The 23988-nt window shown below is 64.0% G+C and carries 23 protein-coding genes; 10 read left to right on the top strand and 13 right to left on the bottom strand.

What is annotated here, in order from left to right:
- Window positions 1–6 precede the first annotated feature (6 nt).
- Window positions 7–648, top strand: a complete 642-nt coding sequence (locus AC07OJ_RS05310; RefSeq protein ID WP_495094137.1) for a LysE family translocator — start codon at window positions 7–9, stop codon at window positions 646–648.
- Here the strand turns inward: AC07OJ_RS05310 and AC07OJ_RS05315 are convergent.
- Window positions 645–1973, bottom strand: a complete 1329-nt coding sequence (locus tag AC07OJ_RS05315) for an aminotransferase-like domain-containing protein (protein WP_495094138.1) — start codon at window positions 1971–1973, stop codon at window positions 645–647. The genes AC07OJ_RS05310 and AC07OJ_RS05315 overlap by 4 nt on opposite strands.
- 90 nt (window positions 1974–2063) lie before the next feature.
- Here AC07OJ_RS05315 and AC07OJ_RS05320 point away from each other — a divergent pair, with 90 nt between their 5' ends.
- Window positions 2064–2954, top strand: coding sequence for a DMT family transporter (locus AC07OJ_RS05320; protein WP_495094139.1), 891 nt, complete (start codon window positions 2064–2066; stop codon window positions 2952–2954).
- Here AC07OJ_RS05320 and AC07OJ_RS05325 read toward each other — a convergent pair.
- Entirely contained in the window at window positions 2951–3505 is a 555-nt protein-coding gene (locus AC07OJ_RS05325; RefSeq protein ID WP_106803656.1) for a YceI family protein, read from the bottom strand. The genes AC07OJ_RS05320 and AC07OJ_RS05325 overlap by 4 nt on opposite strands.
- Before the next feature lie 121 nt (window positions 3506–3626).
- On the opposite strand from AC07OJ_RS05325, the gene AC07OJ_RS05330 reads away from it, so the two are divergent.
- Window positions 3627–4121 (top strand): PaaI family thioesterase, encoded by a 495-nt coding sequence (locus AC07OJ_RS05330; RefSeq protein ID WP_120448794.1) that lies wholly within the window; start codon window positions 3627–3629, stop codon window positions 4119–4121.
- A gap of 44 nt (window positions 4122–4165) precedes the next feature.
- Window positions 4166–5053 carry a YghX family hydrolase gene (gene yghX / locus AC07OJ_RS05335; protein WP_065907982.1) on the top strand — a complete coding sequence of 296 codons (888 nt, stop codon included), beginning with the start codon at window positions 4166–4168 and terminating at the stop codon, window positions 5051–5053.
- A gap of 72 nt (window positions 5054–5125) precedes the next feature.
- On the opposite strand, the gene AC07OJ_RS05340 is transcribed toward yghX, so the two are convergent.
- Window positions 5126–6310 (bottom strand): DUF2252 domain-containing protein, encoded by a 1185-nt coding sequence (locus AC07OJ_RS05340; protein WP_201144860.1) that lies wholly within the window; start codon window positions 6308–6310, stop codon window positions 5126–5128.
- A gap of 243 nt (window positions 6311–6553) precedes the next feature.
- On the opposite strand from AC07OJ_RS05340, the gene AC07OJ_RS05345 reads away from it, so the two are divergent.
- The 3 genes from AC07OJ_RS05345 to AC07OJ_RS05355 all read left to right on the top strand — a co-directional run bounded on the left by AC07OJ_RS05345 (window position 6554) and on the right by AC07OJ_RS05355 (window position 9969).
- Window positions 6554–7825, top strand: coding sequence for an aspartate aminotransferase family protein (locus AC07OJ_RS05345; protein ID WP_282397979.1), 1272 nt, complete (start codon window positions 6554–6556; stop codon window positions 7823–7825).
- Entirely contained in the window at window positions 7822–9324 is a 1503-nt protein-coding gene (locus AC07OJ_RS05350) for an APC family permease (RefSeq protein WP_065907977.1), read from the top strand. The genes AC07OJ_RS05345 and AC07OJ_RS05350 overlap by 4 nt, the downstream gene beginning before the upstream one ends.
- A gap of 69 nt (window positions 9325–9393) precedes the next feature.
- Window positions 9394–9969 carry a DUF1349 domain-containing protein gene (locus AC07OJ_RS05355; protein WP_495094140.1) on the top strand — a complete coding sequence of 192 codons (576 nt, stop codon included), beginning with the start codon at window positions 9394–9396 and terminating at the stop codon, window positions 9967–9969.
- On the opposite strand, the gene AC07OJ_RS05360 is transcribed toward AC07OJ_RS05355, so the two are convergent.
- Complete coding sequence (locus tag AC07OJ_RS05360; protein WP_495094141.1) at window positions 9970–10863, bottom strand: LysR family transcriptional regulator; 894 nt, start codon at window positions 10861–10863, stop codon at window positions 9970–9972.
- 438 nt (window positions 10864–11301) lie between these two features.
- A complete protein-coding gene (locus tag AC07OJ_RS05365; protein ID WP_495094142.1) occupies window positions 11302–12177 on the bottom strand; it encodes a LysR family transcriptional regulator in 876 nt (291 codons plus the stop codon).
- Window positions 12178–12302: 125 nt separating this feature from the next.
- Here AC07OJ_RS05365 and ampC point away from each other — a divergent pair, with 125 nt between their 5' ends.
- Complete coding sequence (gene ampC, locus AC07OJ_RS05370) at window positions 12303–13457, top strand: class C beta-lactamase (RefSeq protein WP_201144868.1); 1155 nt, start codon at window positions 12303–12305, stop codon at window positions 13455–13457.
- Window positions 13458–13536: 79 nt separating this feature from the next.
- Here the strand turns inward: ampC and dctM are convergent, their stop codons facing one another.
- The 8 genes from dctM to AC07OJ_RS05410 all read right to left on the bottom strand — a co-directional run bounded on the left by dctM (window position 13537) and on the right by AC07OJ_RS05410 (window position 22299).
- Window positions 13537–14817: a C4-dicarboxylate TRAP transporter large permease protein DctM gene (gene dctM, locus AC07OJ_RS05375; RefSeq protein ID WP_495094143.1), complete on the bottom strand. Its 1281-nt coding sequence runs from the start codon at window positions 14815–14817 to the stop codon at window positions 13537–13539.
- Window positions 14817–15449 carry a TRAP transporter small permease gene (locus AC07OJ_RS05380; RefSeq protein ID WP_065907970.1) on the bottom strand — a complete coding sequence of 211 codons (633 nt, stop codon included), beginning with the start codon at window positions 15447–15449 and terminating at the stop codon, window positions 14817–14819. Before AC07OJ_RS05380 ends, dctM begins: the two co-directional genes overlap by 1 nt.
- Before the next feature lie 175 nt (window positions 15450–15624).
- Window positions 15625–16608, bottom strand: a complete 984-nt coding sequence (locus AC07OJ_RS05385) for a TRAP transporter substrate-binding protein (RefSeq protein WP_495094144.1) — start codon at window positions 16606–16608, stop codon at window positions 15625–15627.
- A gap of 173 nt (window positions 16609–16781) precedes the next feature.
- Window positions 16782–17597, bottom strand: coding sequence for an HpcH/HpaI aldolase/citrate lyase family protein (locus AC07OJ_RS05390; protein ID WP_201144872.1), 816 nt, complete (start codon window positions 17595–17597; stop codon window positions 16782–16784).
- A 123-nt stretch (window positions 17598–17720) separates the two neighbouring features.
- Complete coding sequence (locus AC07OJ_RS05395; protein ID WP_065907967.1) at window positions 17721–18914, bottom strand: CaiB/BaiF CoA transferase family protein; 1194 nt, start codon at window positions 18912–18914, stop codon at window positions 17721–17723.
- A 13-nt stretch (window positions 18915–18927) separates the two neighbouring features.
- Window positions 18928–20277 carry an MmgE/PrpD family protein gene (locus AC07OJ_RS05400; RefSeq protein WP_495094145.1) on the bottom strand — a complete coding sequence of 450 codons (1350 nt, stop codon included), beginning with the start codon at window positions 20275–20277 and terminating at the stop codon, window positions 18928–18930.
- Window positions 20278–20287: 10 nt separating this feature from the next.
- Window positions 20288–21451: an acyl-CoA dehydrogenase family protein gene (locus AC07OJ_RS05405; protein WP_106803645.1), complete on the bottom strand. Its 1164-nt coding sequence runs from the start codon at window positions 21449–21451 to the stop codon at window positions 20288–20290.
- A gap of 29 nt (window positions 21452–21480) precedes the next feature.
- Complete coding sequence (locus AC07OJ_RS05410; RefSeq protein WP_495094146.1) at window positions 21481–22299, bottom strand: HTD2 family dehydratase; 819 nt, start codon at window positions 22297–22299, stop codon at window positions 21481–21483.
- A gap of 191 nt (window positions 22300–22490) precedes the next feature.
- Between AC07OJ_RS05410 and AC07OJ_RS05415 the strand changes: the two genes are divergently transcribed.
- Window positions 22491–23381, top strand: coding sequence for a LysR family transcriptional regulator (locus AC07OJ_RS05415; protein WP_065907961.1), 891 nt, complete (start codon window positions 22491–22493; stop codon window positions 23379–23381).
- 33 nt (window positions 23382–23414) lie between these two features.
- Entirely contained in the window at window positions 23415–23903 is a 489-nt protein-coding gene (locus AC07OJ_RS05420) for a GFA family protein (RefSeq protein ID WP_495094147.1), read from the top strand.
- The last annotated feature ends 85 nt before the right edge of the window (window positions 23904–23988 follow it).

The following is a 23988-nucleotide window of genomic DNA, read 5'->3' on the forward strand; positions in this document are numbered from 1 at the left end:
CTGAATATGGACACTCACTCGATCCTGGCCTTTACCCTCGTTGCCGCTATCGCCATTGCCAGCCCAGGCCCGGCCATCCTGATGGCCCTGAACAACAGCCTGGCCTATGGCGCGCGCTCCACGTTGTGGTCAACCGCAGGCAATGCCAGTGGGTTGTTCTGCATGTCGGCGGCAGCGATGCTGGGATTGGGTGCGTTGATCATCAGCTCCGAGTGGGTCTTCAATGCCGTGAAGGTGCTCGGCGCCGGCTACCTGTTCTACCTGGGCGCCAGCAACCTGCTGAAAAAATCCGGCACACTCGCGCCCGGCTCGCAGGGCCCCGCCCGCGTCAATCCACCAAGTCGCTGGAAGCTTTACAAGCTGGCGTTCCTGACCGCAGTGACCAATCCCAAGGCGGTGCTGTTTTTCACCGCACTGTTTCCACAGTTCCTCGACCAGCACGCCCCGCTGGTGCCGCAGTTCCTGGTGTTGACCCTGATTTTCATCCTGCTCTCGGCGTTGTCGTTGAGCCTGTACGCCCTGCTGGCTTCGCAGGCCAAGGGCTGGCTGGCGCGCCCGGTGTTTTCCAGGTGGGTCAACCGTGTGGTGGGGGCAACGTTTATTGGCTTCGGCGCCGCGCTGCTGAGCCTGCGACGCCAGACGCTCTAGTACGGCCCGACAACCCGGCGCACGGTCAGCAAGGCTTCGCGCAGTGCAGGCATGTCCACCGACCCCAAGGCCAGGCGCAGTGCGTGCGGCACATGGGCTGAGACAGCAAACGGCTCGGCCGTCGACACGCTGACCCCCTCGCGCTGCAGGGTCATGGCGACCTGGTCGGCGCGAACCTCCTCCGCCAGGGGCAACCATAGAAAGTACGACGAGGGATGGCTGATGGTCGCCAGCCCCTTTAGCACCTGCGCGGCCAGGGCTTGCCGGGCGCGGGCGTCCTGGCGTTTCTGCGCTTCGAGTTGCGCCACCGTGCCGTCCTCGATCCATGCCACGGCGATGGCACTCATCACGCCGGGCACGTTCCAGGTGGTGGCCATGATGGTGCGCTCCAGCACCTTGACCCACGCCGGCGGCGCGGCAATAAAACCCACGCGCAAACCGGTGGCGATGCTCTTGGAGAGCCCACCGACATACACCGTACGCTCGGGTGCCAATGTCGCCAGCGGTGGTGGCGGGTTTTCGACCAGAAAAGCGTAGGCCGCATCCTCGATGAGCATCAGATTGTGCTGACGGGCAATGCTCACCAACTGCTCGCGCTGCGACATTTCCATCACCCAGCCCAGCGGGTTATGCAGGGTGGGCATGCAGTACACGGCCCGCACCGGGCGCTGGCGACACAACGTTTGCAGGGCCTGCAGGTCTGGCCCGGCGGGGGTTACCGGCACGGCAAGTATTTCCAGGTGCAGGGTCTCGGCCAGCACCTTGAAGCCCGAATACGTCAGCGCGTCGACGGCGATCACATCCCCCGGCTTGAGCAATGCCATCAGGGTCACCGCCAAGCCGTGCTGGGCGCCACTGACCACCAGCACCTGCTCGGCCTCGACCGTCAGCCCACGGTTGAGCAGGTGCCGCGCGATGGCAGCGCGTTCGTGCAGGCGGCCGGCGTGCGGCTGGTAACGCAGCAGCGCCTCAAGGTCGCCGGACAGCGCCAACTGCCGCAAGGCGGTGCGCAGCAAATCGGCCTGGCCCGGCAATGAGGGGTAGTTGAAATTGAGATCGAGCAGGCCGGCCACGACATTCATCTGCCCACTGCCCTGCCCCGGCGGCAACGCGATTTCGCGCACGAAGGTGCCGCGCCCGGTCTCGCCGCTGACCAGCCCCATCGCTTCCAACTCGGTGTACACGCGACTGGCCGTGACCAGCGCCAGGCCATGGTCGGCGGCGAGTTGCCGGTGAGTCGGCAGGCGCGTGCCGGGGGCCAGCCTGCCGCTGCGGATGTCGTCGGCAAAGGTATCGACCAGGGATTTGTAACGCGCGCGCGGCATAGGTGATGTATCCATGACAATTTTTTGATTGTCCTAATACTCGCCTCTAGGATGGCGCGAACGCAACCGCAGTTTTCTTGGATACCCCTCATGGAACGCACAACCCCCTTCAGCAACCTGGACACCCGTACCCAAGGCTGGATCAACGGCTTTATCGGCGTGGTGATCTTCAGCGGCTCGCTGCCGGCCACGCGCCTGGCGGTGATGGAATTCGACCCGGTGTTCCTGACCCTGCTGCGCGCCACCATTGCCGCCGTGCTGGGCCTGCTGTTGCTCCGGCTGTTCAAGGAGAAACGCCCTGCGCGCCACCAATGGGTGCCCCTGGCGGTCGTCTCGCTGGGCGTGGTGATCGGCTTCCCTTTGCTCACGGCCCTGGCACTGCAATACGTGACCTCGGCGCACTCCATCGTGTTTATCGGCCTGCTGCCTTTGGCCACGGCGGTGTTCGGCGTGTTGCGCGGCGGCGAGCGACCCCGCCCGGTGTTCTGGCTGTTTTCGGTCCTCGGCAGTGTGCTGGTGATGGGCTATGCCGTGGCCCAGGGCTTGAGCGCCGCCCCGGCGGGTGACCTGCTGATGCTGCTGGCGGTGCTGGTGTGCGGCCTGGGGTATGCCGAAGGCGCCACGTTGTCGCGCAGCCTCGGCGGTTGGCAGGTGATCTGCTGGGCGCTGGTGGTGGCGCTGCCGGTGGTGGCGCCGCTGAGCCTGCTGCTGGCGCCGTCGACCTTGAGCGGGATCAGCCTGCCGGCCTGGTTGAGCCTGGGTTATGTGGCGCTGTTCAGCATGTTGATCGGCTTCGTGTTCTGGTATCGCGGGCTGGCCCAGGGTGGCATCGCCGCCGTCGGCCAGTTGCAACTGCTGCAGCCGTTCTTCGGCCTGGCGCTGGCGGCGGGACTGCTGCATGAACAGGTGAGCCTGGGCATGGTGCTGGTGACGCTGGCGGTGATCGGTTGCGTCGCAGGCGCCAAGCGCTTCGCCCGCTAGCGCTGTGGCGCGACCATCTTGAACTTGATGTCGATGCCGTCGGAGACCACGCTGTTGCCGGCCCACTCACCCTCGCCGATCTTGAAATCGCTGCGCTTGAGGATGAATTTGCCGTCGAACACGCCAATGCCGCCTTGCTCCTTGAGCACCACGTCGACCTCCACCTGGCGCGTGGTGCCCTTGATTGTCAGGTTGCCACTGATCTTGAACCGGTTACCTCCCAGGGGCGTGACGGCGGTGGATTCATACACGCCCACCGGGTAGGTCGCAGTGTCGAACCAGGATGCGCGTTGCAGCTCGTCGTTGGCGTCGGGGCTGCCGGCGTCGATGCTCGCCAACTGGATCTTCAGCAACGCATGCCCGGCCTCGGGCTTTTGCGTGTCAAAGCTCAGCGTGCCCTCGAAATCACCGAAGGTGCCATACACGCTCTGCCCCAATTGCTGGTAGGTAAAGCTGATCTGGCTGGCGGTGCGGTTGACGTCCGTGTACTCCACCGCCTGGGCGCTGGCGCAAACACCGAGGAGGACAGCCAGGTAGATGAAAGGCTTCATGCAACGCTCCGCAAGAGGACAGGACACAGTACTGAGCTAACACCTCATGCCACGGATTTATTCCCATCCGGCGCGCGCCCTGCTAAATAGAGTAGTCGCCCGAGAATAATAAGGACGTTGCATGCACTCCCCTTCGCTACAGGACATCACCGCGCCGCAAGGCATCTGTTACGGCTGCGGCAGCAGCAACCCACACGGCTTGCATATCAAGAGCCGCTGGGATGCCGACGGCGTCCACGTGGTCGCCGAGCACCTGCCCGACGCCCAATACAGCGGCTGGCCCGACCTGGTCTACGGCGGTCTGATCGCGATGCTGGTGGACTGCCATTCCAACTGGACCGCCATGGCCTATCACTACCGCACCGAACACCGCGAGCCCGGCAGCCTGCCGCGCATCGACTGCGTGACCGGCAACCTGGGGATCAAATTCATCAAGCCCACGCCGATGGGCGTGACGCTGACCTTGCGCGCCCGCGTCGAGGGCGAGGTGGGACGTAAGACCCGCGTGGTCTGCGAGGTCTACGCCGGCGACGTGCTCACGGCCATCGGCGACTCGCTGTTCGTGCGGGTCGACACCGGTCAATTGGCCGCCGCCGCCCATGGCCGCGCAGACTGAGGCTGGTCTACAGTGTCTGTCACCGCTAATCGAGGATTGCACCGATGACTCGTCTCACCGCGAAAGACTTTGCCCCCGAACTGCTGGAACTCTACGACGGCTACGCCCACGGCAAGATCAACCGCCGTGAATTCCTCGACCGCGCCGCGCTGTTCACCTTCGGAGGCCTCACCGCCTCCGCCCTGCTCGCCGCCCTGAGCCCCAACTATGCGTTGGCCGAGCAAGTGAAGTTCACCGACCCGGACATCGTCGCCGACTACATCACCTACCCCTCGCCCAAGGGCAATGGCAACGTGCGCGGCTACCTGGTGCGCCCGGCGAAAGCCGCCGGCAAGTTGCCGGCGGTGGTGGTCGTGCACGAAAACCGTGGCCTCAATCCCTATATCGAAGACGTCGCGCGGCGCTTGGCCAAAGCCGGGTTTATCGCGCTCGCGCCGGATGGCCTCACCTCGGTCGGCGGCTACCCCGGCAACGATGAAAAAGGCGTGGAATTGCAGCAGAAAGTCGATCCGACCAAGCTGATGAACGACTTCTTCGCCGCCATCGAATGGTTGATGCACCACGACAGCAGCACCGGCAAAGTCGGCATCACCGGCTTCTGCTACGGCGGCGGCGTGACCAATGCGGCCGCAGTCGCCTACCCGGAACTGGGCGCGGCGGTGTCGTTCTACGGGCGCCAGCCGGAGGCCAAGGACGTGCCGCGCATCAAGGCACCGATCATGCTGCACTACGGCGAGTTGGACACGCGGATCAACGAGGGTTGGCCGGCGTATGAGCAGGCGTTGAAGGCGGCCGGCACTACGTACGAAGCCTATATCTACAAGGGCGCCAACCACGGTTTCCACAATGATTCGACGCCGCGTTATGACGAGGCGGCAGCGAACCTGGCGTGGGAACGCACACTGGGCTGGTTCAAAAAATACCTGGCCTGACCACGCCATGGCCGGCGATCACGGTGTGTCAGGCAGACCGCGATCGCCGAGCAAGCCGGCGCCTGCAGGAGATCAATGTTCCAGTGCGTAGCGCCGGCAATGATTGAGGTAGCCCTGCTCATGGCTCCCCACCAGTTGCACCACACTGGTCCAGAGCCAGGACGGCGCATCCAGCTGCTTGGAGCGATTCTCCTGCAACACTGCCATCCAGTCCTTGCGCGCGTCACGGTCCATCTGCCGGGCATGCGCGATGCCGACGACCCGCGCCAGGTAGCCGGCGGCATGCATCGCATCGGTCTCGCTCAACTCATCCAGCTCCAGCTTCATGTCCTGGGGCAGCAGTTCCCGGATAAAAAACCCATGGTCGAGAAACCGCGTCGCCACCATGCGTTCGCCCAGGCTCGGTGACAGCTGGCGCGCGCCCTCCACCACCCGACGCCCGTTATCCCGCGGCATTTTGGCACGCGCCGCCCGCGGTGCTGCGGCGCCGACGGCTTCCTTGATATCGATCAGGCAATATTCCTGGTCGTCCTTGTCCCCCACCCCCAGCAACGCCGCGTAACGCAGCAGGCCCAGCGAACTGCAGCCCTTGACCCAATAGGCCGAGTCCAGCAACTCAACCTTGGCATCCTTGGGCCGCCCTTTGAGCGAGGTGACCAACTGGTGGATTTCATCGGAGGCGCAGACGCTTTCCAGCGCGGTTTTTTCGGCGCGCGACAACGACCAGAAATGCTTGCCGAGTGGAATCGTCGGCCGCGCATTTTCAATGCGCTCACGCGCAAGATTCTTCCAGGTGCGCGCCACTGCACTGCGCATCCCGGCCTTGACCTGGGACGGACGCGGCGGCGCCTCGTCGGGCTTGTCCTTGAACGCCTGTTCGTAGCCGATCATCATTTCTTCGAGCATGCGCGCGGTGGTCACACCGGGCAGGTCCGAGCCCCGTGCGGCGGTGGCCAGGGACAGGGCCAGGCGCACCAGGTCATGGGCCGGGTTGCCGATCACCGCCTGGTCCAGGTCGCGGATATGCATGTCGATGCGGCCCTTGGTGTCGCCGGTCGGGCCCAGGTTGCCGGCGTGGCAATCGCCGCAGATCCAGATGGCAGGCCCCTGCGGCAGGCGCCTGCCCATCTGGCTGTGCAGCCACTCGTAGAACTGCACGGTGCTGCCGCGAACATAGGCGTGGGCCGAGCGCGCCATCTTCAGGTTGCGCAGTTGGGTAAGGTGCGGCATGCGGGCGGAGGGACGCGGTATTTTCATGGAAGAACTCAGTGCAGGTGTAGCGGTAGAGCCTCGGCCTCGGGAGAATGTTTCATTATGTTTCAAAAATAAATGGCATAACGCCGCCACCATTCATAAGCCACGCCAAACAATCCCACGCCAATCGGTCTTTCTAATCGCCGTCCCCTGCGCGCTAGCATCGGTCTCACTCGATGCAGCGAGTCATAACCCTAACTGCACACATCCACAAACACTGCCGCCCTAATAAAAGAGATAACGCAGATGAATGACGTGATGAACACCGCACCCCAGGCGTCCGCCAAGATCAACCTGGTCAAGGCCCGTGGCTCGCTGGTATGGGACGACCAAGGCAAGGAATACATCGACTGCACCGCCCAGGCGTGGTCGAACAACCTGGGGGCCAATGACCCTCGCGTCGTGGAGGCGGCGATCGCGCAACTGCGCGACATGACCCACATCCGCCCCAACTTCGGCTCGCCGGCCCACACCCGGCTGGTGGCCAAGCTGCGCGAAGTCTCGCCGGCCTCCCTCAACCAGATGGGCTTCGCCCTGCATGGCAGCCTCGCCGGTGAAATGGCGATGAAGCTGGCGTTCAAGAACCGCCCCGGCGCGCAGAACCTGCTGGTGCTGCAGGACGGTTACCACGGCCGTTCCCTGGCCACGCTCGGCGCCAGTTGGCCGCACCCGAACAACCCGTTCCTGGCGATCCAGCCACGCTTCACCCGCGTGCCGCACCCCAACCCCTACCGCACCCGCCTGGGCCTGGACCCGGAAACCGAATCCCAGCTGTGCCTCGGCCTGCTCGAAGACACCATCCTCAAGGGCGTCGACGGCGGCGTGGCGGCGGTGATGATGGAGCCGATCCAGGGCAATGGCGGGCATATCGAGTTCCCGCGTTCGTACTACAAGGGCGTGCGCGAGATCTGTGATCGCCTCGGCGTGCTGTTGATTTTCGATGAAGTGCAAACCGGGTTCGGGCGCATGGGCACCATGTGGGCCGCGGACTATTACGACGTACTGCCCGACATCATTGTGTTCGGCAAGGGCGTGGGCGGTGGCTTCCCGCTGGCCGGGATCCTCGCCGATGACAAGCTCAAGTGGTTCGACGAAGGCGAAGAAGCACTGACCTTCGGCCACTTCCCGGTCTCGCTGGCCGCCGGCTACGCGGCCGTGGAGGCCATCGTCGCCGACAACCTGTGCGAGAAGGCGCGCGATTCCGGCGACTACATCACCGCGCGGCTCAAGGAGATGCAGAGCCGCCATCCGCTGATCGGCGATGTGCGCTGCCCGGGCCTGATGGCGTCCATCGAGCTGGTCAAGGATCGCACCACCAAGGAGCCGGCGTGCCGTGAATCCCAGGAGGTGTATCGCCTTGGGGTGGAACGCGGCGTATTGTTCGGCGAGAGCCGCTACGCCGGCCTGGGCAACCTGATCAAGGTCAAGCCGCCGCTGGACATCGAGCGCCCGCTGCTGGCCAAGGCCCTGGATGTGCTGGACGACGTCATCGGCATCATCGAGGAGCAACGGTCATGAGCACGATTGTCGACACCCCGGTGACCGCCCCACCGAATGCGCAGGCACCACTGTCCGGCGACGATGCCGACCTGGCGAGCCTCGGCTACGAGCAAAAAATGCACCGCACCATGAGTGCCTTCACCTCGTTTGCGCTGGCCTTTTCCATGGTCTCGATCAACACCGGCGTGGTCACCTTGTTTGCCGACCCGTTCAACCGGGTCGGCGGTATCGGCATCCTCCTGTGGCTGCTGGTGATCCCGTTGGTGTGCTGCATCGTCATGGTCTACTGCCACCTGGCGGGGCGCATTCCGCTGACCGGCTACGCCTATCAATGGTCGAGCCGCCTGGCCGGCAATCACTTCGGCTGGTTCACCGGCTGGGTGGCGTTCACCTCGTTTGTCGCCGGCACCGCCGCCACCTCGGCGGCGATCGGCACGGTGTTCGCGCCGGAGATCTGGGCCAATCCCACCCAAGGCCAGATCCAGGGCCTGAGCATCGGCGCCACGCTGGTGGTGGGCCTGCTGAACATCTGCGGGATTCGCCTCGCCACGCGGATCAATGACATCGGCGCAATCATTGAAATCATCGGCACGGTGCTGCTGGCCATTGCCTTGTTCCTGGGAGTGCTGTTCTTCTTCGAGCACACCCAGGGCGTGGCGATCCTGACCTCGGCGCAACCGGTCAGCGGTGGCGAGATCAGCTTCACCACCCTCGCCCTCGCGACCCTGCTGCCGGTATCGGTGCTGCTGGGCTGGGAAGGCGCGGCGGACCTTTCCGAAGAGACCAAGGACCCACGCCGCGCGGCGCCCCGGGCGATGATCCGTGCGGTGCTGGTGTCCAGCGTGCTGGGCTTCGTGGTGTTCGCGCTGCTGAGCATTGCCATCCCCGGCTCGGTCAGCGACCTGCTCAGCCACAGCGAAAACCCGGTGATCAACATCGTGCGCCTGCAACTGGGCAACGCAGCGGGGGTGGGCATGATCGTGATCGCGTTCGCGTCGATCCTCGCGTGCCTGATCGCCAACATGGCGGTAGCCACGCGCATGACCTTCGCCCTGTCGCGCGACAACATGCTGCCGGGCTCCAAGGTGCTGGCGAAGATCAACCCGCACTTCGGCACGCCGGTGGCCGCCATCGTGCTGATCACCGCCATCGCCGTGCTGCTCAACCTGGCGAGCGGCGGGTTTGTCACCGCGATCTACTCGATGGTCGGGCTGACCTACTACTGCACCTACCTGCTGACGCTGATCGCGGCGTTCCTGGCCTACCGCAGCGGGCGCATGCCCGGCGCGCCCGAGGGCGTCTTTAGCCTCGGCCGCTGGCTGTTGCCGATGATCCTGCTGGGCGGCGCCTGGGCCATCGCGGTAATCCTCACCCTCAGCGTGCCCGAAGAAAGCCACACCGGCGCCCTCACCACCGGCGTTACACTGGGCGTCGGTGTGCTGTGGTGGCTGTTCTCGCTGCGCACGCGCCTCAACAATGGCAGTGCCGGGCCGAGCAGCAAATTGCTGGACCACTAACCCGCACCAGGCCCTGCATAAAACCCCGTACGCGGGGTTTTGTGTTGTCACCCTCAAGGAGATTGACCGATGTTTGCACAGGCCACCTGGCTCAACCCGCCGCAACAATGGACGCGGCAGGCTGACCACCTGACCGTCGTCACCGATGCCCACACTGACTTCTGGCGTGCAACCCACTATGGATTTGTCCGCGACAACGGCCACTTCCTGCACGTGCAAACCGCCGGCGCATTCACCGCCCAGGTGAAAGTAGAAGGCGCCTTCGCCGAGCTTTACGACCAGGCCGGCTTGATGGTGCGGGTGGATGAAGCGCATTGGGTGAAGATCGGCGCCGAGTTGTCGGATGGCGTGACGCTGCTCAGCAGCGTGTTGACCGACGAGGTCTCGGACTGGGCCACCGGTGTCTTTCCCGGTGACCCGCAGGCATTCTGGATTCGCGCCACGGTGGCCAATGGCGTGCTGCGGGTGCAAGTGTCGGTGGACGGCGTGCACTGGCCGCTGGTGCGCCTGGCGCCCTTCCCGGCCGCCGCGTCCTACCAAGTGGGCCCGTACTGCTGCACACCGGAACGCGCAGGGCTGCAGGTGCGGTTTTCCGAATGGCAGGTGGGCGCGCCCAACGGCAAGTCGCTGCACGACCTGTCCTGACTAGCCCCGGCTGCGCGCGACTTCCAGCGCCAATTCGGCAAAGTTGCGCGCGGCCACGCTGGGATGTGGCGGCAAGGCCACCGCGACGGCGCACATCGGCATATCAGCGATCACCGGAAACGCCAGCCCCGGCCGCGCGTAGAAGCGTGCCGTGGACAGCGCGGTGATGCTGATGCCGCGCTCGGCGGCGACTGCCTGCAATTCGGTTTCCACCGTCGAGGCTTCGTGCACGATGCGCGCCGGCTGGCCATTGCGATAGGCATCGGCGGTCCAATAGCTGCGCCATACACCGCTGCCCGGCGCGGCAATGATCGGCTCGTCGAGCAGGTCATGAATGCTCACGCGACTCTCGCCGGCCAAGCGATGCCCGGAAGCCAGGCAGGCCACGCACGGCTCGGTGACCAGCGTGTGCAACTCGATCTCCGCCAGGCCCAGCGGCGGGCGCAACACCGCGACGTCCATGCCGTCGTCGATGCCGGCGTGGGGCGAAGCGAAATCGTATTCACGCACCACCAGTTCAATCTCGGGATAACGCTTGGCGAACACACTGAGGATCTGTGGCATCAGGTCCACACCCGCGCCGATCAAGAAACCGATATTCAGGGAACCGCGTACCCCGCGTGCATGTTCCTGGGCGGTGCGTACCAGGCGGCTCACACCGTTGACGATGTCTCGCGCTTCCACCAGCAACGCCAAGCCCGCCTCGGTCAGTGCGACGTTGCGGGTGTTGCGCTGGAACAGCTGTACGTCCAGCAGCGCCTCGAACTGGCGGATCGTCTGGGACAGCGCCGGTTGCGAGACATGCAGGCGAGTCGCGGCGCGCACAAAGCTGAGCTCCTCGGCCACCACCACAAAGGCCTTGAGTTGACGGATGTCCACGCCGGAAGTTTGCATCGAGGCTCCTTGTGATAAGCCTTTGGGCCGAGGGTGAGAATCGCATGAGGCATGACACCAAGGACAGCACAAATACTGTGGGGGGGGTTGTCCTGTGGCAAGGGGGCTTGTTCTGGGCAGAAGGGTTGTCCTGTGGCATGGAGACTTGTTCTGGGTAGAAGGGCTTGTCCTGTGGTGAGGGGGCTTGTCCCCCGTTGGGCTGCGAAGCGGCCCCAAAAAAAGCGGGAGCGCTTCGCACTCCAACGGGGGACAAGCCCCCTCACCACAGGACAAGCCCCCTCACCACAGGACAAGCCCCCTCACCACAGGACTAGCCCCATCACCACAGGACTAGCCCCATCACCACAGGACTAGCCCCATCACCTCAAGACTAGCCCCATCACCACAGGACAAAGCCCTTGCCACAGGACAAGCCCTTCACCACAGGTCGACCCAACTTCAGTGATCAGGCACTTCGCACAACCATGCCTTGAACGCCGCCATCGCCGGTGTTTCAGCCCGCGACTGCAAGCGCGTCAACCAATAACTGCCCGTGGTAATGCCCACCGCGAACGGCTGGCGAATCGCATCACTCTCCAGTGGCCGCGAGAACATCATCGCCGGTGCCAGTGCCACGCCGATGCCTTGCAGCGCCGCCTCCATCATCGCCAGCGACGAGTCGAACACAATGCTGCGCGGTACCAGGGTGTCGGCGGGCAGCCCGGCGGCCTGGAACCACAGGTTCCACTCATCGGCACGGTAGGAGCGCAGCAGCGTGTGCTTCAACAGGTCGGCCGGCGCGTGCAGTTGCTCGGCGATCTGCGGGACGCACAACACGGTCAAGGGGGCTTCGAGCAGCTGGCATGCGTCGGTGCCGTGCCAGGCACCGGCGCCGAAGCGGATCGCGTAATCCAGGCCTTCGGCAGCCACGTCGACGCGATTGTTGTGGGTCGACAGGCGCAGGTCGATAAACGGGTAGCGGCTCTGGAAGTCCGGCAGGCGTGGCAGCAGCCAGCCGACGGCAAAGGTGCCGACCGCGCCGACCGTGAGGACCTCGCGGTAATGCCCGCCCTCGAACTGGCCTAAGGTATGTGCAATGCGGTCGAACGATTCACGCACCACCGGCAGCAGGGTCTCGCCTTCGCGGGTGAGCATCAGCCCGCGTGGCAGGCGCTTGAACAAGGTGACATTGAGCTGCGCCTCCAGGCTCTTGACCTGATGGCTGACCGCCGCCTGGGTCACGCACAGTTCGATGGCGGCGCGGGTAAAACTCAGGTGCCGGGCGGCCGCTTCGAAGGCGCGCAAGGCATTCAGCGGCAGATGGGAGCGAAGCATAGTGACCCCAGAATTTCTAATGGCTGCTGCGAGATATCATCGTTTGCCCAGGGTTGGCGAACTGCATACATTTGCCTCGCCCGCGCAGGCTCTCATCAATCGATCATTCTCATGGAAGCGTTATCATGCCCAAACATTTACGGTCTGGCGTGCTTAATTTCACCGCCATCGCGGCCTTTTTCAGTGCCAGCCACTGCCTGGCCGCCGCCGACCTGCAGGCCGTAGCCGACGCCAGCATCAAACCCCTGATGCAGCAGCAGTCTATTTCCGGCCTGGTCGTCGGCGTGATCAAGGACGGCAAGGCGCAATACTTTAACTACGGCGTCGCCAGCAAAGACACACAGCAAGCCGTCAGTGAAGACACCCTGTTTGAAGTCGGTTCGGTGAGCAAGACTTTCGCCGCGACCCTCGCCGGTTATGCGGTGGCCAGCGGCACACTCACGCTCTCCGACAAAGCCAGCCACTATTTGCCCGCACTCGCCGGCGGCACGTTCGATCACGTCAGCGTGCTCAACCTCGGCACCTACACCGCTGGCGGCCTGCCCTTGCTGTTCCCCGCCGAGGCGGATAACAACCAGCGCATGCTCAGCTACTTCCAGCACTGGAAACCCGACTTCGCGCCGGGTACCCAGCGCTTGTACTCCAACCCGAGCCTGGGCCTGTTCGGCTATCTCGCGGCACAAAGCCTGAAGCAGCCGTTCGATCAACTGATGGAAAAAACCCTGCTGCCCCAACTCGGGCTCAAGCACACCTTCATCAACGTGCCGAAAAGCCAAATGAGCCTCTACGCCCAAGGCTATGGCAAGGACGGCAAACCGGTACGCGTCAGCCCCGGCGCCCTGGACAGCGAAGCCTACGGGATCAAGACCAGTGCCGCTGACCTGCTGCACTACGTTGAAGTGAACATGCACCCGACACGCCTGAGTAAAACCTTGCAGCAGGCGATAGGCGCCACTCACACCGGCTATTACACCGTGGACGGCATGACCCAGGGGCTCGGCTGGGAAATGTACCCCTACCCGGTCCCGCTTCAGGTATTGCTCGACGGTAACTCCACAAAAATGGCCATGCAGCCGCACCCGGTCAACTGGCTGACCCCGCCACGAGCGCCGCACGCCGATACGTGGGTGAACAAGACCGGTTCCACCAATGGCTTTGGCGCCTATGTGGCCTACGTACCGAGCAAGGGGCTGGGGGTGGTGATCCTGGCGAACAAGAACTACCCGAATGGTGAGCGCGTGAAAGTCGCGCATGCGCTTTTGAGCGCGATGGATAACTGAGATCCGACACAAAACTGAACTGTGGGAGCGGCGGTGCGACTCGCCCGGCTCCCACAGGGTATTGCAGTGTTTTCGCCGGTTACATGCCCAGCCAGTGCGGCAACGCCAGTGAGATGAACGGCAGGTACGTGACCATGATCAGGAACACCAGCAGGATCATCAGCCACGGCAACGCCGCGCGAATCGTCTGCCCGAGGCTCAGGCCGGTCACCGCCGAGGTCACGAACAGGTTCAACCCGACCGGCGGGTGGACCAGGCCGATTTCCATGTTGACCACCATCACGATCCCCAGGTGAATCGGGTCAATGCCCAGCTTCATCGCAATCGGGAAAAAGATCGGCGCCAGGATCAGCACAATTGCCGACGGCTCCATGAAGCTCCCCGCCACCAGCAACACAATGTTGACCATGATCAGAAAGCCGATCGGCGTCAGCCCTTCGGAGATCACCCACGCGGTGATTTCCTGCGGGATCTGCTCGGTGGTCAGCACATGCGCAAAGAGCATGGCGTTGGCGATGATAAACATCAGCATGATCGCCAGGCGCCCGGACTCCAGCAGCACCTTGGGGCAGTCGCGAAACGTCATGTCCTTGTAGATGAACAGCGCGACAAACGCCGAGTACACCGCCGCCACCGCCGCCGCTTCGGTCGGGGTGAACATGCCGCTGTAGATGCCGCCGAGGATAATCACCAGCAGCAACAGGCCCCAGAATGCACGGCGTGCGCAGGTCAGCCACTCACGAAAGGTCACGCGCGGCTGCGCCGGCAGCTTCTTGATGCGCGCGACAATGTAGATCGCGACCATCAGCATCAGCCCCAGCAGCAGGCCGGGAATCACCCCGGCCATGAACAGCTTGCCCACCGAGGTTTCCGTCGCCGCCGAGTACACCACCATCACGATCGACGGCGGAATCAGGATGCCCAGGGTGCCGGCGTTGCAGATGATTCCCGCGCCGAATTCCTTCGGGTAACCGGAGCGCACCATTCCCGCCACGGCAATCGAGCCCACCGCCGCCACCGTCGCCGGTGACGAGCCGGACAGCGCCGCGAACAGCATGCACGCCAGCACCGCCGCAATCGCCAGGCCGCCACGGATATGCCCGACACAGGCGTTGGCGAAGTCGATCAGGCGCTGCGCCACGCCGCCCGTGGTCATGAACGCACCGGACAGCAGGAAGAACGGAATTGCCAGGAAGGTGTAGGCGTCCGAGGTTTCGAACAGCTTGATCGCCAGCGAACTCACCGAGTCCTGGCTGAACATCAGGATCGACACCGCGCCGGACAGGCCCAGGGAAATCGCGATGGGCACGCCGAGGAACATGAACACGAACAACAGCAGGAATAGACAGAGCACGGCCATCAGTGACGCTCCTCATGGCTGCCAGCCAACTTGCTGGCCTCACCAGCCTCGTCGGCCAGGCCCAACCCGACCTGACGGTGGGTAAAGATGCGGTAGAAAATTTCCAAGTAGCGGATAAACACCAGGGCAAAGCCGATCGGCACGATGATCACGATGTCGCCGACGTCGACGCCGTACTGGTCGAGGTCCTCGGCGCCGATATGGGCCGTCATCACCGCGCTGACCCACTTGTAGCTGGCGACCATGAACAGCCCGGCGTAGGCCAGGCAGCACAGGCACGCGAGCATCCCGAGCACGCGTTGCACCGGGCGCTTGGTCAGTTTGACCAAGGCGTCCACGCCCAGATGGCCGGCGGTGCGCACGCCGTAGGAAATGCCAAAGAAGATCAACCAGCCGAACATCGCCTTGGTCAGCGCCACGCTCCAGGTCATGTCCTGGGCCCAGGTCATGGTGTGGTCGCCCAGGGCATTGAAGAAATTGCTGCTCAAGGCCCACTTGTCGGCCAGGGAGAAGAACAGCGTGTAGATGTTGTTGAGCATGACGTAGACGAATGTCACCAGGGTCATGGCGGCCAGCAGGAAAGCAATAAAGCCTTCCTCCAGGTGCTCCCAGACGCGCCTTAGCGTTTGCATGGCAAAACCTCGCGAAACTGGACGGGGGTATTCACGACAAGTCACTGACGAAACCGGATCAATGTGGGAGCTGGCTTGCCTGCGATGCGGGCGACTCGGTCTTTGAGGAACACCGAGGTGATGCCATCGCGGGCAAGCCCGCTCCCACAGGAGTCGGGTTTGTTTCAGCAATCAATTACTGGTTGGAAGCGTCGGCTGCCTTGATCAGGTCAGCCCCGATCTCACCCTCGAACTTCTGCCACACCGGACGCATGGCTTCGCGCCACAGCTGGCGTTGCTCGGGGGTCAGCTCGATGATCTCGCTGGTCTTGGCGTCGACGATCTTCTGCTTGGCCGACTGGTTCAGCGCCTCGGCCTGTTTGTTCACCTCGACGGTGACCTCGACCATGATCTGCTCCAGCGTGCTGCGGATGTCCGGCGGCAGGCCGTTCCAGAAGGTGGCGTTGGTGATCACCATGTAGTCGATCAGGCCATGATTGGACTCGGTGAAGTACTTCTGCACCTCGTTGACCTTCTGGCTCTCATAGTTCGACCAGGTGTTCTCGGTGCCATTCACGGTGCCGGTCTGCAAGCCCTGGTACACCTCGGCGAAGCTCATCTTGCGCGGGTTGGCGCGGATCGCCTTGAACTGCTCTTCAAGCACGCTGGAGGCCTGCACGCGGAACTTCAGGCCACGGGCGTCCTTGGGTTCATGCAGGGCCTTGTTGGACGAGAGTTGCTTGAGGCCGTTGTGCCAATAGGCCAGGCCGAGGATGTTCTTGTCCTGCATCGAGGTCAGCAGGGCCTTGCCCTGGGCAGCCTGGAAACGGTCGACGGCAGCGAGGTCGTTGAACAGGAACGGCAGGTCATAGATCTGCACTTTCTTGGTGTATTGCTCGAACTTGGCCAGCGACGGCGCCAGCATCTGCACGTCGCCCAGCAGCAGCGCCTCCATCTCCTTGCCATCGCCGAACAGCGACGAGTTGGGGTACACCTCGACCTTGACCTTGCCCGGCAGGCGCTCTTCGGCGAGTTTCTTGAACAGCAACGCGCCCTGGCCCTTGGGAGTGTTTTCGGCGACCACGTGGGCGAACTTGATGACAATCGGATCCGCCGCCTGGGCCAGGCCCGCAGCGAACAAGGTGGCGGCGCACAGCAGCGCCCGGGAAAGCTTGAGCATGGGAAATCACCTTCTTATTGTTGTGTTGTAGGGCAAGGTGCCTGATGTCATGCGTGTAGTGAATTTCGAATTTTAGATACCTGCGTTCGGCGTGGACGAACGCGGCTCCGGCACACAACGAAGATCCAATCCGGGCGCTGGCTGGCCGGCGCCTACAGCTGGGGTTGTGTGGTTTATTTATGCGCAGCCAGCAGTCGCTGCGCACGCAACAGCACCGGCGCATCGACCATCTGCCCATCGACTTGATAGGCCCCTGCCCCGTCGGCGCCGCCGTCTACCACGCGCTTGGCCCAGGCCAGGTCTGCCGCGCTCGGCGCCAGCGCCTCGTGGATCACCGCCACCTGCCGGGGATGAATGCACAGCGCGCCGGCAAAGCCCATTTCATACGCATGCCGGATCGAACGGCGCAGGCCCTCGGGGTCATCGATGGCCGGGTGCACGCCATCCAGCGGCGCCACCAAACCCGCCGCGCGCGAATGCACGATCAACGCCAGGCGCGCCTGGTCGAGGGCGAACTGCGCGGCCGGCGAATGGCTGCTGAGGTTCAAGTCCAGCGCCAGGTCCAGGCCACCGAACGACAGGCGTTGCACCTGCGGCGCACGGGCGATTTCAGCCACGGCCAACAAACCGCGCGCACTCTCGATAATCGGCCAGATCACTTTGCCGGTGGCGGCCACCACGGCGACCTGGGCGGCACTTTCCACCTTCGGCAACAACACGCCGGCCACATTTGCATGGGCTTTGCAGAACGCCACATCTTCGAAGTGCTCGGCATGCTCCGGCGCGTTGATGCGCACCCAGACCTGGGCGCTGGGATTGGCGGTCAAAAATGCCGCGAGGTTATCCCGCGCCTGACGCTTGAGGGGTTCTTCCACCGCATCTTCAAAATCCACGATCACCGCGTCGGCACCACTGGCCAGCGCCTTGGAAAAGCGCTCCGGCCGGCTACCGGGAACAAACAGCGCCGAGCGCACAAGAGGGTTTGGCATCACACAATTTCCTTGTTATCGCCCCCCGGTAGGCGCTGGCTGGCCAGCGATAGCGGCCCAGAGGTCAAACCAAGACTCAAGGACGCCATCGCCGGCACGCCGGCGCCTACAAAGGGTGCGGGGTCAAATGACGCCGCGTGTTTTCAGGGTTTCAATGGCTTCGGCGCTGAAGCCGAGCTGGTCGAGAATCGCTTGGCTGTGCTGGCCCAACGCAGGAACGGCATCCATGCGCGGGGTAAACGCCGCATTGCGCCCTGGTGGCAGCAACGACGGCAGCGGACCGGCCGGGCTGTCGACTTCACGCCAGCGATCACGCGCCTTGAGTTGCGGGTGGTCCCACACGCCTTGCATGTCGTTGACGCGCGCGCTGGCGATCTGCGCGTCTTCCAGGCGCTGGATCAGCGCCTCGGCATCCAACTGCGCAAAACTGTCGACGATGATCTGGCGCAGCACCTCACGGTTGGCCGAGCGCTTGAAGTTGGCGCTGAAGCGCTCGTCCGTGGCCAATTGCGGGGTGAGCAGCACCTTGTCGCAGAACGCCGCCCATTCGCGCTCGTTCTGCAGGCCGAGCATCACCGTGCCGCCGTCGCCGGTGGGAAACGGCCCATACGGGTAGATCGTCGAATGCGCCGCGCCGGCACGGGGTGGCTGCGGTGCGCCGTCAAACGCGTAATACATCGGGTAGCCCATCCACTCCACCAGGCTTTCGAGCATGCTCACGTCAATGCGGCTGCCCTTGCCGGTCTTGCCACGCAGCAGCAGCGCCGAGAGGATGCCGCTGTAGGCGTACATGCCGGCGGAGATATCGGCGATGGAGCAACCAGCCTTGGCCATCTGGTCTTCGCCAGGGCCACCGGTGACTGACAAAAAGCCGCCTTCGCTCTGGATCAGCAGGTCGTAGGCTTTCTTCTTCTCGTAGGGCCCGCCTTCGCCATAGCCGGAAATATCACAGACGATCAGCCGAGGAAAACGCTCGTGCAGCGCCTCGAACGACAAGCCCATGCGCGCCGCCGCACCGGGTGCAAGGTTCTGCACCAGCACGTCGGCATCCGCCAACAGGGCTTCGAGGATATCGCCGGCCTCGTCCTGCTTGAGGTCCAGGGTCAGGCTTTCCTTGGAGCGGTTGGTCCACACGAAATGCGAGGCCAGCCCGCGCACGCGTTCGTCGTAGCCTCGGGCAAAATCGCCGGCCCCGGGGCGTTCGATCTTGATCACGCGGGCGCCGAGGTCCGCCAGTTGGCGGGTACAAAATGGCGCGGCAATCGCATGTTCCAGGCTGACAACGGTGATGCCGTCCAGCGGTCGTTGGTTGCTCATGACAATTCCTTCCTCAAAGCCAATCGGCCATGGACGCGGCGTTGCGCAAATCCCAGACCTTGGCGATCAATGCGTCGGCCTGGGCCGGTGTGCGCGCGGCGCTGAACTGGGTGAGGCGCTGGAATTTGTCGGCCAGTTCCGCGCGACTCAAGGTGTTGCCCGGATCACCCTTGGGCTCGTCGATGGCGCCGTGCAGCGTGCGCCCGTCCACCGTGGTGACGGTGACGCGGCCCAGCCAGCGCTGCGGATAGGCGCGGTCGACTTCGGGATCGAGGGTCATGCTGACCTTGTCGCGAAACGCCGCCACGCCAGGATCAGTCAACGCCCGTTCGTGGAATTCGGTGAGCCCGGCCTTGCCATGCACGGCGATCAATCCCAGCACGGTGCCCATGGAAAACTTGGCCTGGTGCACGCTGGTCGGCACGTTCACTCGCCCGAGAACATCGATGGCGCCCTGGTGCACACGCGTTTGCACGTGGCTGATGTCGGCGGTGCTGAGGCCTTCGCGCTGCATCAAATCCAACAGCGCATCGGCGGCAGGATGGGTATGCCGGCACGAGGCGTGGAACTTGAAGGAGGTTTCCAGCAGCGCCCAGCGGCTGCCCAGGCCAGCCGACAACTTGCTCGGCTCGGCGTCCGTGGACATGCCCGCCGCCAGGCCTTGGTCGCCTTCCAGGATATTGCGCGCGCCGGTCAGCCCATCCGCCGTCAGGTAAGCGGCGAGCAATCCGTCTGCTGCAGCCTTGGCCGTGTGCAGTTGCTTGGAGTCGGCGGCGTCGCGTAAAAACTCCCACAGCCCGGCGGCCTGGGTGCCCGCGCTGCCGAGCAGGTTGATGAATTGTTCTTGGTTGAACGCCAACAACTTGCCCACCGCCACGGCCGCCGCCAGCGTGCCGACGGTGGCCGTGGTGTGGAAGATGCGGTAGTGGGAACGGCCCATGAATTCGCCGATGCGGATCCCGGCCTCATAACCGGCCACCGCGGCCAGCAGCAACTCGCGGCCGGATTTGCCAAGGTCCTGCGCCGCGGCCAAGGCGGCGGGAAACACCACCGTTGCCGGGTGCAGCACCGAGCTGTTATGCAGGTCGTCCTGCTCCACCAGATGCGACGCGGCGCCGTTGACCAGCGCGGCGAAATACGCACTGCTGCTGCCACCGTTGACGATCACCTGCGCCGGGCCGCTGCTCGGTCCCATCTTTTGCGCATAGCGCTCGAACAACGGAATCGGGTGTGCGCCCTGGCTGGCCAGCGCCGACGCCAGCCAATCCAGGAACAGGTCTTCGGTGCGCGCCAACACCGGCTCGGGCAAGTGTTCGTAGTGCAACTCGGCAAGGAACCGACACAGGGCTTGGGTATGGCTCATGGTCAGGGCCTCAGAAGCTGCGTGGCAGTTCGAGCAAGTGCTCGGCCACGTAGGACAGGATCAGGTTGGTCGAGATCGGCGCCACCTGGTACAGGCGGGTTTCGCGGAATTTGCGCTCGACGTCGTACTCACAGGCAAAACCGAAGCCGCCGTGGGTTTGCAGGCAGGCGTTGGCCGCCTCCCAGGACGCCTTGGCCGCCAGGTACTTGGCCATATTGGCGCTGGCCCCGGCGTTCTGGCCGCTGTCGTATTCCTCGCAGGCGCGCCAGCGCATCAGGTCGGCCGCTTCGATTTCGATATGCGCTTCGGCAATCGGGAATTGCACGCCCTGGTTCTGCCCGATGGGCCGGCCAAACACCACGCGGTCGCGGGCATACGCACTGGCCTTTTCGATGAACCAGCGGCCGTCGCCGATGCATTCGGCGGCGATCAGCGTGCGCTCGGCGTTGAGGCCGTCGAGGATGTATTTGAAGCCCTTGCCCTCCTCGCCAATCAGGCTATCGAGGGGCAGTTCCAGGTTGTCGAAAAACAGCTCGTTGGTCTCGTGGTTGACCATGTTGGCGATGGGCTGCACGGTCAGGCCGTTGCCGATGGCCTCGCGCAGGTCGACCAGGAAGATCGACATGCCCTCGGACTTTTTCTTCACCTCGGCCAGGGGCGTGGTGCGCGCCAAGAGGATCATCAGGTCGGAATGCTGCACCCGCGAGATCCAGACCTTCTGGCCATTGATCACGTATTTGTCGCCGCGCTTGATCGCAGTGGTCTTGATCTTGGTGGTGTCGGTGCCGGTGGTGGGCTCGGTCACGCCCATCGACTGCAGGCGCAATTCGCCGCTGGCGAGCTTGGGCAGGTAGAAGCGTTTTTGCGCCTCGCTGCCGTGGCGCAGCAAAGTGAACATGTTGTACATCTGGCCGTGCACGGTGCCGGAATTGCCGCCGCAGCGGTTGACCTCCTCGAGGATCACCGAGGCTTCCGCCAGGCCCAGGCCGGAGCCCCCGTATTCTTCAGGGATCATCGCCGACAGCCAGCCGGCGTCGGTCAGCGCCTTGACGAACGCTTCGGGGAAGCCCTTTTCTTCATCGATCTTGCGCCAGTAAGCCGCGTCGAATTCGGCGCACAAGGCGCGCACACCGTCGCGGATGGCATTCAGTTCTTCGTTGTCATTGGGGTGCATGTCACGGCTCTCCGCCTGTTGTTCTTGGATTATTCGAAACGTACTTCGGCGGTCTGCGCGAGGCCGTCCGCATTGCCCGCCCATAGCGCGGCGACACCCTCTGCGGTCACGCGCCCGCCGACTTCAAACGGCTGCGGCGCAATCAACGGGCGTACGCCGCGATAGGCAAAATGGCGCAAGGTCGCGTCCGGATGCGCACGGCAAAAAGCTCGCAAGCTCAAGGTGGCGATCAGCGGACCATGCACCACCAGCCCGGCATAGCCTTCGGTGCCGGTGACGTAGGGGTGGTCGTAGTGAATGCGATGGCCGTTGAAGGTCACGGCGCTGTAGCGAAACAGCAGGGTCGGCGTCGGGTCGACCGCCTCTTTCCACTCGCCCCGGGCCAGGGCATCGCCGCTGCCGGCCTTGGGTGGCGTCGGTTCGCGGTAGACGATGTCCTGTTCTTCGCAGATGGCCAGGCGGCCGTCCTGGGAGTAGTCGTGGCGCACGGTGACGAACAGCAGCGAACCGGTGCGGCCGGTCTTTTCTTCGACCTGGGTGATGGTCGACACGCGCGTCGCCGCCTCACCGGCACGCAAGGCGTGCAGGAACTCGATACGCCCACCGGCCCACATGCGATTGCGATTGTCGGCCGGCGGCAGGAAGCCGCCCCGGGCCGGATGGCCGTCGGTGCCCAGGGCAGTCTCCGGCAGCGGGTCCTGGAAAAAGCACCATTGCCACAGCGGTGGCAGGTCAGCACCCTGCTCTGGCACGGGTTCGCCGAAGGTGGCGGCGATTCGCCTGAGCAGGTTGGGGCTCAGGTGATCGTGGGCGGTTTCGCTTCGGCCGATCCAATCAGTGGCGCTCATCGGGTGCAGGTCCTCGGGCAGTGAGTGTCTGCCCCGGATCATGCAAGCGCGTGCCCGTTCTGAGAATTTGCATTTCAATAAACCAGCGTTCGGTTATGCTGAACGCCAGCCTCATTTACAAGCGTATTCCTTGTAGGCGCTGGCCTGCCCGCGCCTTGTTGCCATCACCGTTGCCCGAATAGGTGTCTTGCATGCACTTTGATCTCGCCGACCTGCGCCTGTTTATCCATATCGCCGAATCCCCCAGCCTGACCCAGGGCGCCAAGCGTGCGTTTCTCTCGCCGGCTGCCGCGAGTGCGCGGATCAAAGCCCTGGAGGGCCAACTCGACACGCGCCTGCTGTACCGCGACAGCCGTGGCGTGGAGATCACCCCGGCGGGCGAACGGCTGCTGCACCATGCGCGGTTGATCATGCGCCAGGTCGATTACCTGAAGAGTGAGTTCACCCAGTACGGCGTCGATTCTGCCGGGCATATCCGCATCTTCGCCAACACCACGGCGGTCACCGAGTTCCTCCCGGAGGTACTCGCGGGTTTCCTGTCGCAGCGCCCCGGTGTGACCGTGGACCTGCAGGAACGCCTGTCCCGCGATATCGTGCGCGGCGTGCTCGATGGCACCAGCGACATGGGCATCATCGCCGGCCCCGTGGAGGCCGCGGGTCTGCAGGTGCTGCACTTCAGCACCGATGAACTGGTGCTGATGGTGCCGGTCGACCACCCGCTGGCGCAGCTGCCCTCGGTGACCCTGGAGCAAACCCTCGCCTACCAGCATATCGGCCTGCATGAAGGCAGCACGTTGTTGAGTTTCCTGCGTGAGCACGTGGAACGCCTGGGCAAACATTTGTCGCTGCGCATCCAGGTGTCGAGCTTCGAGGCGATCTGCCGGATGGTCGAGGCCGGGGTCGGGATCGGCATCATTCCCGAGTCAGCCGCCGTGCGGCACAGTCGCACCATGCAGTTGGTGGCGGTGAAGCTGGATGAGCCCTGGGCGATTCGCGAGCGCAGCATCCTGGTACGCGAGCTGGAAGCACTGCCGGGGACCATTCGTGCATTGATCGCCACGCTGATGCCGCAAAGCGCCTAAGCTCAGCAGTCACCTTGCCAGAGGAGACGCCCCATGCAACTCGAAGGATCCTGCCATTGCGGCGCCGTGACGTTCAGCCTGAACAGCGCCCACCCCTACCCTTACCAGCGTTGCTATTGCTCGATCTGCCGCAAGACCCAAGGCGGTGGCGGCTACGCGATCAACCTGGCCGGGGACACCCAGAGCTTAAAGGTCCAGGGCCGCAAACAGATTTCGATCTATCACGCGCGGCTCAAGCCCGACGGCGCCAGTCGCGCCCACGCCAGCACCGCCGAGCGGCACTTCTGCTCGCAGTGCGGCAGCGCCCTGTGGCTGTTCAGCCCGGAATGGCCGGAACTGATCCACCCGTTCGCCTCGGCCATCGACACGCCCTTGCCGGTACCGCCGCAACACACGCACCTGATGCTCGGTTCGAAGGCGCCCTGGGTCGAGGTCAGCGTGCGCAAGGGCGACCTGCAGTTCGAGGAATACCCCGAAGAATCCATCGCCCAATGGCATGAGCGCCTGGGGTTGACCCGTTAACAGTCTTTGACAGTTTCCCGACAAAGCTCGCAAAGATTGTCGGACCGCGCTTCCCTAGCATTCGAGCATCCAAACGGCCATCCGG

It is taken from the genome of Pseudomonas sp. GW821-FHT09C08 (genome assembly GCF_059418125.1).

Bases quoted from the DNA above. Each gene is read 5' to 3' on its own strand.
- AC07OJ_RS05310 (WP_495094137.1), top strand. From the start codon at position 7: ATGGACACTCACTCGATCCTGGCCTTTACCCTCGTTGCCGCTATCGCC.
- AC07OJ_RS05315 (WP_495094138.1), bottom strand. From the start codon at position 1,973: ATGCCGCGCGCGCGTTACAAATCCCTGGTCGATACCTTTGCCGACGAC.
- AC07OJ_RS05320 (WP_495094139.1), top strand. From the start codon at position 2,064: ATGGAACGCACAACCCCCTTCAGCAACCTGGACACCCGTACCCAAGGC.
- AC07OJ_RS05325 (WP_106803656.1), bottom strand. From the start codon at position 3,505: ATGAAGCCTTTCATCTACCTGGCTGTCCTCCTCGGTGTTTGCGCCAGC.
- AC07OJ_RS05330 (WP_120448794.1), top strand. From the start codon at position 3,627: ATGCACTCCCCTTCGCTACAGGACATCACCGCGCCGCAAGGCATCTGT.
- yghX (WP_065907982.1), top strand. From the start codon at position 4,166: ATGACTCGTCTCACCGCGAAAGACTTTGCCCCCGAACTGCTGGAACTC.
- AC07OJ_RS05340 (WP_201144860.1), bottom strand. From the start codon at position 6,310: ATGAAAATACCGCGTCCCTCCGCCCGCATGCCGCACCTTACCCAACTG.
- AC07OJ_RS05345 (WP_282397979.1), top strand. From the start codon at position 6,554: ATGAATGACGTGATGAACACCGCACCCCAGGCGTCCGCCAAGATCAAC.
- AC07OJ_RS05350 (WP_065907977.1), top strand. From the start codon at position 7,822: ATGAGCACGATTGTCGACACCCCGGTGACCGCCCCACCGAATGCGCAG.
- AC07OJ_RS05355 (WP_495094140.1), top strand. From the start codon at position 9,394: ATGTTTGCACAGGCCACCTGGCTCAACCCGCCGCAACAATGGACGCGG.
- AC07OJ_RS05360 (WP_495094141.1), bottom strand. From the start codon at position 10,863: ATGCAAACTTCCGGCGTGGACATCCGTCAACTCAAGGCCTTTGTGGTG.
- AC07OJ_RS05365 (WP_495094142.1), bottom strand. From the start codon at position 12,177: ATGCTTCGCTCCCATCTGCCGCTGAATGCCTTGCGCGCCTTCGAAGCG.
- ampC (WP_201144868.1), top strand. From the start codon at position 12,303: ATGCCCAAACATTTACGGTCTGGCGTGCTTAATTTCACCGCCATCGCG.
- dctM (WP_495094143.1), bottom strand. From the start codon at position 14,817: ATGGCCGTGCTCTGTCTATTCCTGCTGTTGTTCGTGTTCATGTTCCTC.
- AC07OJ_RS05380 (WP_065907970.1), bottom strand. From the start codon at position 15,449: ATGCAAACGCTAAGGCGCGTCTGGGAGCACCTGGAGGAAGGCTTTATT.
- AC07OJ_RS05385 (WP_495094144.1), bottom strand. From the start codon at position 16,608: ATGCTCAAGCTTTCCCGGGCGCTGCTGTGCGCCGCCACCTTGTTCGCT.
- AC07OJ_RS05390 (WP_201144872.1), bottom strand. From the start codon at position 17,597: ATGCCAAACCCTCTTGTGCGCTCGGCGCTGTTTGTTCCCGGTAGCCGG.
- AC07OJ_RS05395 (WP_065907967.1), bottom strand. From the start codon at position 18,914: ATGAGCAACCAACGACCGCTGGACGGCATCACCGTTGTCAGCCTGGAA.
- AC07OJ_RS05400 (WP_495094145.1), bottom strand. From the start codon at position 20,277: ATGAGCCATACCCAAGCCCTGTGTCGGTTCCTTGCCGAGTTGCACTAC.
- AC07OJ_RS05405 (WP_106803645.1), bottom strand. From the start codon at position 21,451: ATGCACCCCAATGACAACGAAGAACTGAATGCCATCCGCGACGGTGTG.
- AC07OJ_RS05410 (WP_495094146.1), bottom strand. From the start codon at position 22,299: ATGAGCGCCACTGATTGGATCGGCCGAAGCGAAACCGCCCACGATCAC.
- AC07OJ_RS05415 (WP_065907961.1), top strand. From the start codon at position 22,491: ATGCACTTTGATCTCGCCGACCTGCGCCTGTTTATCCATATCGCCGAA.
- AC07OJ_RS05420 (WP_495094147.1), top strand. From the start codon at position 23,415: ATGCAACTCGAAGGATCCTGCCATTGCGGCGCCGTGACGTTCAGCCTG.